The sequence below is a fragment of the Mesorhizobium sp. M1312 genome (assembly GCF_040318115.1).
Lineage (GTDB): Bacteria > Pseudomonadota > Alphaproteobacteria > Rhizobiales > Rhizobiaceae > Mesorhizobium.
Genome location: NZ_JAMYLQ010000028.1, coordinates 24,367 through 36,790, shown reverse-complemented (window position 1 = coordinate 36,790; position 12,424 = coordinate 24,367). Strand labels below are relative to the sequence as shown.

Genomic DNA, 12,424 nt, shown 5'->3' with positions numbered 1-12,424 from the left:
CTCATGTTATCTAGCACCACCCCCTGACCATTTTCACCCAGCTCCTGCCAGGGCAAGGCAAACATTCTTGGTCCATGGCATGAGGGGACTTGCATGAGGAAATCCGTTGGGCTGTGCGCCGCACTGGCCGTGGTCGTGGGTCAGGACGCCGCTGCGCAGGAAGCGACGGTGCTTGAGCGCATTGTGGTGGAGGGGCTGGGTGGTGTGCCCCTGACCGCAACGATCGGCACCTTGCCGGAAGCGTATCCGGGGGGACAAGTCGCGCGAGGCGGGCGCCTGGGCCTGCTCGGCAACCGCGACATCATGGATACGCCGTTCAACATAGGCAGCTACACGGCGCAAACCATCGAGGATCAGGGTGCACGCACCGTGGCCGACGTGATGATCAATGATCCTTCCGTGCGGAGCACCCATTCAACCGGCGGGATCTTGGATTCCTTCTACATTCGCGGCTTTCCGATCAATGAAGGCAATTTTGGCGAGGTCGCGTTCGACGGCGTGTTCGGGGTCGCGCCGACCTATCGCCTGTTTACCGACTATGCCGAGCGTATCGAGGTCCTGAAAGGACCGGCGGCGCTGCTTTATGGCATCGCGCCGAACAGCAGTGTCGGGGGTACGATCAATATCGTTCCCAAGCGCGCGGCCGAGGTCGATCTGACACGGTTTACGGTCGATTATGCCTCGAGCCTGCAGGGCGGCGGGCATGTCGATGTGAGCCGGCGTTTCGGCGCCGAGCGTCAGTTCGGAGTCCGATTCAACGGCAGCTATCACGGCGGCGACACGCCGATCGATCACCAAACGAGGGACGTGCCGGTCGGGGCCTTGGCGCTCGATTATCAGGGCGAGCGGCTGAGGGCGACGCTCGACGTCATTAGTCAGCGGGAAGATTTCCAGGCCCCGCAACGCCCGTTCTTCCCGCTTTCCGGTTTCGCAATACCGGAGGCGCCAGACGGCCGGCTTAACGTTCAGCAGCCGTGGGAGTGGTCGAAGAGCGAAGATCTGTCCTTGCTGGGACGCGTCGAATATGATCTCACCGATCAGGTGACGGTGTTTGCCGCTGCCGGCGGGGGCAACTCGCGCATCGAGCGCCTCTTCGGGACGCCGGTCATCTTGAACTCGGCCGGGGACGTCAGCATAACGCCGCAGAACTACGTTTTCGATATTGACAGGACCACAGCGGAAACGGGCCTGCGCGCCAGCTTTGACACTGCCGCGATCGCGCATTCCGTCACCCTCCAGGCAAGTCATTTCAATCAGAGTCTCGACCGGGGCTTCAATTCCGGGACGGCTCAACTCACCAATATCTACAATCCTGTCGCCCGGCCCTGGCAAGACATACCGGCGCCGGCTTCGGTGCCGAAGGTGTCGGAGAGCGAGCTATACGGATTTGCGCTCGCCGATACCTTGTCGATTCTTGATGAGCGGGTGCAACTGACGGTCGGAGCGCGGTGGCAGCATATCGCGTCGGAGAATTTCAACTCGACCACCGGCGCCGTCACATCGTCCTCCGACGAAGGCGCATTCACACCGCTGGTCGGCCTGGTCGTCAAGCCGTGGGAGAACGTGTCGCTTTATGCCAACTATGTCGAAGGGTTGAGCATCGGCGATACGGCGCCGACGACGGCCGTGAATGCGGGCGAAACGCTGGCGCCTTACAGGTCCAGGCAGATCGAGATTGGAACCAAGATCGATCTGGGCCGCCTGGCCGTGACATTCAGCGCGTTCCAGATAGAAAAGCCTTTTGGGCAGCTTGAAACCCGCGGGAGCGATCTCGTGTTCGTAGAAGGCGGCGAGCAACGCAACCGCGGCCTGGAATTCAACGTCTTCGGGGAAGTGACGCCGGGTATGCGACTGCTTGGCGGCGTTACGCTGCTCGAAGGCGAGTTGACGAAGACAAACAGTGCCGCAACCCTCGGCAACACGCCTATCGGCGTGCCGTCGGTCCAGTTCAATCTTGGCGCGGAATGGGATACGCCCTTCCTGCAGGGGCTCACACTGGCGGCCAACGTCATTCACACGGGCAGGCAATATGTCGACACGGCGAATACGCAGGAGATTCCCTCCTGGACGAGGCTCGACCTGGGTGCCCGCTATCACACCGACATTCTGGATCGTCCGGTCACCTTCCGGGCCGCCGTCGAGAACGTTTTCGACGACGACTACTGGGCAGGCGTCGCCAGTTACGGCACCCTGGCGCAGGGCGCACCGCTTACCGTGAAGTTGTCGATGACAACGGATTTCTGATGCCGCGCTGGCGAGGCGCGCATGTCAAATCGCATCGTCGAGATCAGCAATGGGGGGCCCTGAGAGCAGCGTGTAACACATGCCCTGAGGTGGAAGGTGGCGGCAAGGTTCTCCAGTGTGAGGACCCTGGGCCGCGCGCCGAAACCATGCAAGCTTCCACTTGACACAATTGCGACCTGATCGCGAATTTCAGGGATGCCGGTGCATATCGAGCGCGCTGTTGGTTTTTCGCAAAGCAGGCGGGTCGCGCACCAGACATCGGGCATCGCCGACAAGCTGGCGCCGACCGCCGCTCAAACTGTCGCCTGACACTAGGCGGGCGCTCTATAAATGCCATGCCCGAGCGGGAAACCGCTTCGGCCCGGACATCGGCCCTCACGGGCTATCGGAGAGAGTGACGCTGTAGCCGGGCTGGTGATCGATGGGCAGGAATCGGCGGTGATATTCGGCAAAGGTTGCATCGGGGTCGAGATCGTCGAACAGGTTCGGGTGGAACCACTTCGCCAGCTGCTGGACTGCGATGAATTCATAAGGGCTGTTGTAGAACTGGTGCCAGATGCCGTGGAAATTTCGCGTCTCTTGGGCTGCAATGCCGGTATAGGCTTTGCGGGTTGGGAACCATTCGAGCTTTTTGCGCATCACCTGCGGGTCCGCGCCGGGACCGAGGGGGATCCAGTGTCCGCCGGGGACATAGGCCTCCCAGTCGGCGCTGGTAATGACCACGTGATCGGGGTTGGCGGCGATCACCTGTTCGGGGTTTAGCTGCCCGAATGTCGCCGGGATGATGTCGCTGCCGATATTGTGACCACCGGCGAGCTCGACGTAGTTGCCGAAGTTCTCGGCGCCGAAAGACAGGCAGCAATCGTCGGAATAACCACCGATACGCTCGATGAAGACCTTTGGACGTTGCGGTTTGTGTTCGGCGAGGACGTCGCTCACCCGCGCCATGGCCTTGTGGCGAAACGCGATGATCTCTTCCGCGCGCGCCTCGCGCCCCATGATCTTGCCCAGGAGGCGGATGGTTGGCTCGGTGTTCTCCAGCGGATAATGGCGGAAGTCGATGTAAAGAACCGGAATGTCCAGCGCCGCCAGCTTCTCGACAAATTTGGCGTCTTCATTGGCCCGCATGGCTTCAAGGTTGAGCAGAACCACGTCGGGTTTCTGGATGATGGCTGACTCGATATCGACCAGGCTGTCTTCCGAACCCTTGAAAGCGGTGAGCTTTGCCAGGTCGGGAAACGCTTTGAGATATTGCGCGTAAGTCGCCGGATCGGCCTCGATCAGGTCGTTGCGCCAGGCAACGATACGAGCCAGCGGATCTTCGGGTTCCAAAGATGCTATGAGATAGAGCTGACGGCCCTCGCCCAGAAGCATGCGCTTGACGGGCGCATTCAGCTTTACCTCGCGGCCGGCAATATCGGTGACGATGAGCGGCGCCTGCGCCTCCATCATCGCCGATTCCCCGGCAAATGCCGGTGCCGGGCCAGCCACGATCACTGCAAGGGCCGCGATCGCGGCATGCAACAGCGGACGATATCTCTTCACGATCAACTTCCTTCGTCAGGTGAATGGCGCGCTTTGAGCCATATGCCGAGCGCCACTAAGAATGATAAGGCGTAGAGGGTTGAGACGAGCGGGAACGCGGCGTCGAGACCAAAAAACTGAGTGACCGCAACGCCGGCGACGATGCCGACTACCGAGGCGCCCTGCTGGCAGCTTTGCGCAAGACCCAGCACCGAACCCTGCCGGTCGTCTTGCGTTGCCGCCGAAATGAGTGACAGGAGAGCCGGCGTTGTTCCTCCCAGTAGAGCGCCCCAGACAAAATACAGCATTGCAAAAAAGCCTATAGACCCGGTGATCCCGGCCAAATGGGTGATTGCAAGGCAATCGGCTGAAATCAACACACTCCAGCCGAGCACATAGGATTTCGCGCGCCCCTCGAACAGCCGCGCCCACAAGGGCGCGCCCACGACAAAGCCCAGCGCCAGAAGTCCGTAGCTCAAGCCGGTGACCCAGTGCTGTGCGCCAAAAACTTGCGTCATGTATAAGGAAAACGGAACCTGCAGCACCATGCGGCTTGCGAGCAACATCCCCATCAGCACAAGAAGCCCCGGCACCGGCGCACTCCCCGTGGGTGCATGGGCAGTAATTTTCGCGGTTGCTGACCGTACGGAAATAATCCCGTTTGGCGGCACAGGCAGACTTGCCCAGGCGGTGGCGGCGCACAGGGCACAGATCACGCCGGCCGTCAGATTGATGGCGGTGAAAGGCCAGGCGTCTAGTATGAGGCCGCCCAGGAAAGCGCCACCCAGCGACCCGACATTGGTGGCCACCTGAAGCCAGGCAAACAGGCCGGCACGGTCGCGTCCTCCGTTAATCTGCACGGCATAGGCCTGCGCCGGGGCGATGTAGCCGGCAAAGGCGCCCTGCAAAAAGCGCAGAGCCAAAATTGTCCAGACATCTTGCGCAAAGGCGATGAGCAGTTGCGTGATCGCCAAACCGGCCAAGGCGCGAACCATCATCAGCCGGTTGCCGTAGCGATCTCCCATACGCCCCCAAAAGGCGCTGGTGAGCGATACGCCGAGCATCGGACAGATATAAATGCCGATTCCGGCGAGACTGAAGACACTGTCGGAAGGACTCAACGCCTTGATGTGGACCGGCCAGAAGGGGCCGCTCATTTCCATTGCGCCCATGGAAACGAATTGCAAGCCGAACAGGAGCGCGAAAACAGGCCCGAAACCCCGAACGGCGGCAGAGGCGTTTGTCATTCCACTGCCGTCAGCGGATTGGGCAGTTGGTGTTCGACGCGATAGTCTCGATACCGCTCCAGATGCATCCGCAGCACCGAGCGCGTCGGCCACGGATTTTCGAGAAAGGCCGCGCGTTCCCGCAGCCAGAACTCATCGGACGACACGCGCGGCCGAAGTGCGTCGAATGCCTCTTCGGTCTCCTCCCTCAGGATGCGCCACGGGCTGTTGCCCGCCAGTCCATATTGCTCCGACAAGCACAGGGCGATCTCATGGAGGTGGCAGACGAAGCAGGCATCGATCACGAACGAGCGCACGAGGCTGATGTCTTCATCGAACGTCGTGGGCAAAATCCCTCTCTGGGTGAAGGGCTTTAGGCAGTGCCCGCGTTCCTCGAACAGCGGCGCGAAACTGCGGCCGTCGCCGAAATCGCGGATCAGCAACTTTCGTGGGTGGCCGGCATGGTCGAACAATACCAGGCTGTTTTGCTGATGCGCCTCAAAGGCGATCCCGTATAGCAGATACATGGCAAGGGTTGGCCGGATGACGGTGCGCGCATAGGCGCGGAAAAACGCCGCCACATCCGCCTCGGCTTCGTTGCCGTTTCTCGCGATCAATTCGCAAATGAGCGGGCGATCGTCCGTTGGACCTGCCGTCAGGAGCGCCGCGACGGTTACTGGCATCAGCCCGTCGGTGCGCACCAGAGCGTTCGTATTGCGGAAGACCACCGACAGAAAACGGCCCGGATGCTCGTCACCCGTATCGGGATGGCGCAGGATTGCACCTAACTCTTCGGTGAAAATCTCCAGCGTGTCGCGGAGATCCTCCTCCTTTGCCAGAATGTCGGAAATCAGAGTGCTGAGGCGGGGTCCCATATGGATCGACTTGGCCTGGAGGGTGCGTTGCTCACTGGTCAGCCAAATTGCCACCGGCAGTTTGATGAAGGGTCTGGGCTCCTGTGTGTCCGGCAGCATCGTGCGGAACGACATGGACGGCAGCGTCACGATCTCGGGGCCTTCCGGGTGCAAAACACCGGACGTAATCTCGGACTCGAATTCCCGGCGCACGAAATTGTCCAGATGCCACCCGTGGACGGGGAGAGGAAGCCAGGCCCCGGGCGACTTTCCGCGCTCTTTCAAACCTTCAGCCCAGTCGCGCCAGAGGTCAGGAAAGTTTTGCGAAAACCATTCCGAATAGCTGCCGACATGCGGCATCTTCTCGACATAGGCCCATTCCTTGCGCAGCGCCGTGATGCGCAGGCGCACCCGGGCGCCGAATTCGGGCGATAACGCGGTCACCTCTTGTGGCGGCAGGCCAGGTTTGGCCTTCCATGTCGGATAGAAGGGATGGCCTTCGAGCGCACCCCATTGATCGAGGGTCATGGCCGCCAAATGCGGCGGCAAACTCTGTTCGAGATAGGCGAGGAAGCCGGGCACACCTGCGTCGGCTATTTTCGGGCGCAGTTCTGCGCTCCAGCCCTCCCGGTGGCGACGCGCCAGGACGTCGTTGCGCATGCTGTTGTCCACGTCGCGCAACAGTTGCGCCAGACCATCCGGGGCGGCCGAAACCGCCAATGCCGGGGAGACCTCCGTTATCAGGGCGGACGGATCATCGAGCCGGTGCCGGGCGCCGGTTCCGTCCAGCACTTCGATGTGCCCGCGATTTTGCAATGTTCCGGCAGGCGCACGGCGCAAATCGGTAAAATGCAGGACGCGGCGCGAAGGCCAGAGGGGGAGCCACGCTTGGCGGCCATCGCGCGCCCACAGCAAAGTCTTCGGTTCAAGAAGGCGTTCGGCAAACAGGCAGCGGACCAGCCGGGCGAGCGCATTGCGCGATGCATCCGTCCAAAGCCGCGCATCGCGCGGTTGGGCTTGGGTATCCGGCGCGGAAGAAGCCCTCTCGTCCATCAGGCCGCCTCTGGCCAGTCGGCAGGCACATAGGCTGGTGCACCCTCGGCTAGCCCTCCGTGGTAGCGACGCGCCCAGTGATAGGTTTTCGCAATGGCCGGGATGGCCACATTCAGCCGCGCGGCCATCTCCACGAGCAAGGCCTGACCAACGGCGATATCTTCGTGGAAGGCGCGGCTCTCGCGATCGATGAGAAGACCATACCCGTGCGGATTGGGTACGAGCGGCGCGCGAATGCCGGCATAGGCGCGATTCGTGCGCAGAAGCGTATACATGGTGCGGTCGTCCCCGATCTGGCTGCCATAAGCCTCGATCAGTTCCTGCCGGAGAGGCTTTACAGTGCTTAGATCAATCCCGAGACGCGCCTCGATCGCACCACGGATCGCCTGGTTTTCCGCGTCACACGCCTCCAGCAATTCGGCGCTAGCGCGAGGGCAGTCGCTCCACCAACATATGGGTTTGTCAAAGGGCTTGTCCTGCCAAGGGGCGCCCGGGCCAATCAGGCCATAGAGCACGGCTGGGTGCATCAGTGCGTTGCCCGGCGTCAGCGTGATTTCCAGATAATTCTGCAGCATAGCGACGGGCGCGTCGAAAAGCCGGGCGAGCATCTCGGCCAGCACAGCGCGGTCGGCGCTGCTTTCGCGCTGATGAAGGGCGGCAAAGAGTTGCGCCTTGGCGCCACCCATACGCACGCGTCTGCCCGGAACCAGATCAAAGGCCGTATGGGGAACATCCTTCATACCCCAGATCACCACATTGTCGTGGCCCGAAAGGATCTTCGCCGCGAGCCAGTCGAAACCGCAAAAGCCGGGGATCGCGCCGAGAAATACCTTTTTGTTCCGCGGAAGGTGGGTAGCGATCTGGCGTAGAAGCGCCGGCCGCACCTGGGCCGGCTGGGTCACGACCACCATATCCGCGTCTTCCAGCGCTTTGCCCGGATCGGTGCCGACATAGTCGGGCCGCGCGCTCAGGACGTTACCGTCCGGCGTGTGTGCCTGCCAGACATCGTCGCCGCTTGCCCATCCTTCGGCAACCGCGGCAGAGGTAGTGAGGACAGAAACCGCAATGCCGGGACGCTGGTTGAAGAGCACTGCGTTCAAATGCCCGGTGCGGCCCGCGCCGCAGATCGTCACCTTCATGCTGCGCATGCCTTTGCGGCCAGCCACCCATCCAACCGGTCGGCAATTGCCGGATCCAGCAAGCCGCGCTGTGCCATCCAATCATCGTCGAAAACCGAACCGAGATATTTTTCGCCGCCATCGGCCACCGGTGTGACGACCGTGCCGTGCAACTTGCCCGTCGCTATGAACTCCAGCGCCTTGTAGATGGTGCCGCCGGTGGAACCACCCACCAGCAGGCCCCTGCGCCGGGCGATATAGCGCGCTGTCTCGAAGGCTTGGGTGTCGGTGACCTGCACCCCCTCATCAATGCAGCCATAATCGAGCACCTTGCCGACTTCATCACCTGCCGGCGTTCCGGTTCCCGATTGGTAATAGGGATGTCCGGGCTTGCCGAAGACGATCGAACCGGCCGGCTCTACCGCGATCGTGCGCACGGTAGGATTGTGGCGCTTGAGGCGCTGGGCGATGCCGGTCATCGACCCGCCGGTGCCGACACAGCCGACAAAGGCGTTGATGCCGTTCGGGAGCTGCGCCAGAAGCTCTTCGACAAAACCGGCATAGCCTTCCGGATTTGCCGGATTGTCGGATTGATTCATGAACAGCGCGCCGGGAAGTTGGGCGCCAAGCTGGGCTGCCAGGCGCTGCCGCTCGACCACCGCAACTTCGTCCTCTCGGAAATGGCCTTCGACATAGCGGATTTCGGCGCCGAGCGCGCGCATCATGCGGATCTTGTCCGGCGCGGCATGATGATCGACCACGGCGATGAAGCGCAGACCGAACTCCAGTGCGGCCAGCGCCAGCCCGATGCCGGTGTTGCCGGACGAGGATTCGACGATCGTGCCACCGGCGGCAAGCCGCCCGTCCTCGAGCGCGGCACACACCATGCTGCGCGCCATACGATCCTTCATCGACCCGCCGGGATTGTTCTTCTCGATCTTCAGCACCAGTGTGGCGTCGCGGTTCGGCACGGCGATCGACATGATCGGTGTCTGGCCGATCAGCTGGGTTGTGGTCGTGCAGAGCATTTATGCCTCTCCAATTATGTCGGGGACGAGTGCTGGCTGCCCATGTGCATCCCGAACCACGCATAGGCGGCGCGGCATCGGGTGGCGGTGGAATTCGTTTTCAAGGAGGTCCATCTGGTAACTGCCGGTGTTGGCATAAACCAGAAGGTCTCCCGCGCGCGGGGCCACGGGAAAAGTAAGCCACCGATTGCAAAGCACGTCCTCATCCAGGCAGCTATGACCGGCCAGATAGCCTCGCACGGGTTTTGACAGGGCGGATGGCGGTGTGACCGGCACCAAAATGGGGTCGACCAGGAATTCGGATGCGAACCAGGTTTCGCAGGCGCTAAAACTGCTGCCCTCGACAAAAATGACGCAAGTGTCGGAACTGAGGGCCTTCACTCTTAAGACCCGGAAGATGGAGATGGCCGTCTGATCTGCCAATGCACGCCCCGGCTCCATTCCCAACACCAATCCCTCATCCGCAAAATACCCGGCGATGCTGCGGCCTTTGGGCATCGGCGCATGCAAGAACTGGCGCAGCCAGTCAGTCGCCGAAAGCGCGCCGCCGTAGGGGTAGAAGGAGCCCGGGACTTTTCCGGTCCGGTAGTCCTCGGGGACCTGTGCCTTCAGATGCGCCTGATAGGCCAGCTGATCGACATACTGAACTGGCAGCCCGCCGCCGATGTCGATCATGCGCGGATCAAATCCCCTTGCCCGGCTTTCGGTAATCAAGCTGGCGGCTTCCCTCAACGCTGCCGCGCGGGACTCCCAGCGATAGCCGCTTACGTGGAAATGCAACCCGTCGAAGCGCAGCCTGCCTTCACCAGCGATGCGCGAAAGACAATGCTGGATGGCGTCCGCTGGCATGCCGAAGCGGCTCATGCCCTGTTCCGTAGGGCGCAAGCGGAGCAGGATCGGTTGGACCACTTGGCCCACCGGCAAGCAGCTCACAAGATCGCCAAGCTCTTCCGGTGAGTCCACCGATATCAGAGCGCTGCAGCCAACGAGCTCGCTATGGAATGCCGCCGTCTTTGCCGGGCCTGTCGCTACAAGCCGTGCGCCATCGGCGCCAAGCCGCCTGGCGTCGCGCAATTCGTAAAGGCTCGAGACGTCAATACCGGCGCCGGCGCGGAGCGCCGCCTCCATCAGCCCCGGCGATTTGTTGACTTTCGCCCCGTAATAAACCGCATGCGCCACATCGCTTTCTGTCAACACGCCCGTCAGTGTCGCAAGGTTCTTCTGCAGCTCATCGGGCCAGATCAGATTGAGCGGCGAGCCGTGTCGCGCGACCCATTCCGCAAGACGCTGTGCATCGCGGGCCAACAGTTCAGCCGTCGACGGCCGCAGAACCGGGGGCAGAGCCGCGCCAAGCTTGTGGCAATGAAGGGTCATGCCCATACCCCTTGCATATCTGTTGCCGGGCGCGCTGCCGGAGCCGGGTGGCGCAAGCTTTCCAGAGGCAGGGTGCAGGCGGGTAGGCTTTGCTCAAAAATATGCCGCGTCGTCTTGCAGGGAAATTTCCGGCCGCTGCGGGCCATTGTGAAGATGCGCGCCGGCGTGATCGTCTCTCCCGGCCGCCAGCTCTCCACCCTTACGGTGCTGTAATCCAGGGGGATCACCGGTACCAACGCGAGTTGCAGACGATGCGCGACGGTCAGCCGATGATGGCCGTCCATCACGAATAGCGTATCTTTCTCTGCCGTGATGGGGATAGTCCAGCAGCCCGCCTGCAGGATCTGCGTCTGCAGCTCCGCAACCCTGTCCGGGTCGACCTCTTCCGTAGGAATCAAAGATGATGGGGGAAGAAGGCAATATTGCATTGCGGCCAGCCTGCTTTTCACGAGATCGGTCAGAGCTGGCTATCATGAGTGTTTTTCTCATGATTAGCTCGCGGGGGTTCTATAACCAGTCGAAGCCATGTCGTCAACGCGCATCAAGGCGTATTGCCGGAGACGGCCTTGTCGGAGCAAGCCACCGGGTGCTTTTCACGTCTAGGCGATGCTGAATGGTATTAACCACATGCAGTCACCAACCAGTTCGAGACGAGGCCATCGCCGCGATTTTCGGCTACAGTTCCACGTGTCAAACGGCTGAGGCTCGACAAATCGCGATTGCAAGGTGACTGTGGTGCCCCGCGATGGACTTAGCCGAGAGATGCCAGGCCGTTGCCGCTGGAAGGCAGGGCGTGGGCTAGACGCCCCTTTGTTCCCCCAGAGTAGAACGTGAAGCTGTAGCAGCACGCGCGCCTCAAACCATCTGTCGCGGGTCACCTTGCCAGCCGCTTTGATCATGTGCATTTCTGCTACGAGGCTGGGCTCACGGGGTATTGGCCTTTATCGCCTGATCCAGTCGCTCGGGCACGAATGCACCGTGGTTGCACCGTCACTGATCCCGAGGCAGCCGGCGATCGGGTGAAGACGAACCGCCGGGACGCCGTTTCCCTTGCCCGGCTGTTATGGGCCAACAGCACCATCAAACAACAGGCCTTCACTGATCACCTGACAAAGCTACCAAACTCGTTTGCACTGTCAGACGCACTGGACAAGCGATTGGGCCAGCAGCCCGAGGGGTTCGCCGTCCACTTCGTCGACGTGAACAGGTTCAAGCAGATCAACGATTCGCTTGGCCACCATGTGGGGAACGCCGTGTTGGAGGAGCTCGGCGAGAGGCTGCGGTGCAGCGTTGGAGAAAAGGACTTCGTGGCACGCTTTGGCGGTGACGAATTCGTCGTCGTGCAAAGTACAGTCTTTTCTGAGGCGGAAGCCGTCAATTTCACCATGCTTAGGCAGGCGGTCTTGACCACCTACGATCTGGATTCCCATCGAATCGGCGTCGAGGTTACAATCGGGACCGCGCTGGCTCCGTTGCACGGAGATGTAGGCCAACAACGCTCGAACCAGTGCTTCCCCCGTCAATCCTGTCGGTCTTGGCCCGCCGGCGGCGACGCGATGTGCAATGGATGCCGGGTCCACGACATAACTCTCGATGCCTTCGCGTTCGAGGACCCGATGTATCCAGAATCCATCCAGACCAGCTTCCTGGATTGATATGACCCGGAAACGCTGCCCTGTCCGCACTTCCGCCTTTCGTTGCAGCTCTGCGAAGTGATCGAGCAAACCCGGAATGTCGCCCCCCGACACGAGGTGTCTCGACATTCTCTCGCCCCCACCTGGCGAAAGCGAAGTCACGAGCCATTTTGAACGAGACAGTTCTAACGAGACAAATATTGCGGCAAGATCGACGCGGATAGCGGCCGGGCCTTGGTGATGTTGGCTTGCATGCTGACCTCCAGGTGATGTTTGGCGACTTCACTTTGGCAGAGCGCTGGTCGCCTTCCATCCCCATAGGATCTTCAGCAAGTCGGTCATTGAGGTGATCTTTGCTGTTGCCCGATA

At 61.3% G+C, this 12,424-nt stretch carries 8 protein-coding genes and 4 pseudogenes; 3 read left to right on the top strand and 9 right to left on the bottom strand.

All coding sequences use genetic code 11. From position 1 onward, the window contains the following. Positions 1-93: 93 nt before the first annotated feature. Positions 94-2,244 carry a TonB-dependent receptor gene (locus NKH36_RS26405; RefSeq protein ID WP_352961215.1) on the top strand — a complete coding sequence of 717 codons (2,151 nt, stop codon included), beginning with the start codon at positions 94-96 and terminating at the stop codon, positions 2,242-2,244. Between the two features lie 375 nt (positions 2,245-2,619). Here NKH36_RS26405 and NKH36_RS26400 read toward each other — a convergent pair whose 3' ends face one another. The 8 genes and pseudogenes from NKH36_RS26400 to NKH36_RS34910 all read right to left on the bottom strand — a co-directional run. Then, positions 2,620-3,696 (bottom strand): ABC transporter substrate-binding protein, encoded by a 1,077-nt coding sequence (locus tag NKH36_RS26400; RefSeq protein ID WP_352961261.1) that lies wholly within the window; start codon positions 3,694-3,696, stop codon positions 2,620-2,622. Between the two features lie 95 nt (positions 3,697-3,791). Further along, positions 3,792-5,015, bottom strand: a complete 1,224-nt coding sequence (locus NKH36_RS26395) for an MFS transporter (RefSeq protein WP_352961217.1) — start codon at positions 5,013-5,015, stop codon at positions 3,792-3,794. After that, complete coding sequence (locus NKH36_RS26390) at positions 5,012-6,901, bottom strand: IucA/IucC family protein (RefSeq protein WP_352961219.1); 1,890 nt, start codon at positions 6,899-6,901, stop codon at positions 5,012-5,014. The genes NKH36_RS26395 and NKH36_RS26390 overlap by 4 nt, the downstream gene beginning before the upstream one ends. Further along, complete coding sequence (locus tag NKH36_RS26385) at positions 6,901-8,040, bottom strand: NAD/NADP octopine/nopaline dehydrogenase family protein (protein ID WP_352961221.1); 1,140 nt, start codon at positions 8,038-8,040, stop codon at positions 6,901-6,903. The genes NKH36_RS26390 and NKH36_RS26385 overlap by 1 nt, the downstream gene beginning before the upstream one ends. Then, complete coding sequence (locus NKH36_RS26380; protein WP_352961223.1) at positions 8,037-9,047, bottom strand: cysteine synthase family protein; 1,011 nt, start codon at positions 9,045-9,047, stop codon at positions 8,037-8,039. The genes NKH36_RS26385 and NKH36_RS26380 overlap by 4 nt, the downstream gene beginning before the upstream one ends. Further along, on the bottom strand, positions 9,048-10,421 hold the full coding sequence (locus tag NKH36_RS26375) for a Y4yA family PLP-dependent enzyme (RefSeq protein ID WP_352961225.1): 1,374 nt from the start codon (positions 10,419-10,421) through the stop codon (positions 9,048-9,050). It lies immediately after the preceding gene. Continuing rightward, entirely contained in the window at positions 10,418-10,849 is a 432-nt protein-coding gene (locus NKH36_RS26370) for a ParB N-terminal domain-containing protein (RefSeq protein ID WP_352961263.1), read from the bottom strand. The genes NKH36_RS26375 and NKH36_RS26370 overlap by 4 nt, the downstream gene beginning before the upstream one ends. 381 nt (positions 10,850-11,230) lie before the next feature. Next, positions 11,231-11,305: pseudogene (locus tag NKH36_RS34910) on the bottom strand (7-carboxy-7-deazaguanine synthase QueE); the annotation flags it as partial. A gap of 15 nt (positions 11,306-11,320) precedes the next feature. Here NKH36_RS34910 and NKH36_RS26365 point away from each other — a divergent pair. Both NKH36_RS26365 and NKH36_RS26360 read left to right on the top strand, forming a co-directional pair. After that, positions 11,321-11,491: pseudogene (locus tag NKH36_RS26365) on the top strand (IS110 family transposase); the annotation flags it as partial. Continuing rightward, positions 11,480-11,893 (top strand): annotated as a pseudogene (locus NKH36_RS26360) (diguanylate cyclase domain-containing protein); the annotation flags it as partial. The pseudogenes NKH36_RS26365 and NKH36_RS26360, both read left to right, overlap by 12 nt. Positions 11,894-11,905: 12 nt before the next feature. Here NKH36_RS26360 and NKH36_RS26355 read toward each other — a convergent pair. Next, a pseudogene (locus tag NKH36_RS26355) lies at positions 11,906-12,277 on the bottom strand (IS110 family transposase); the annotation flags it as partial. Between the last annotated feature and the right edge of the window lie 147 nt (positions 12,278-12,424).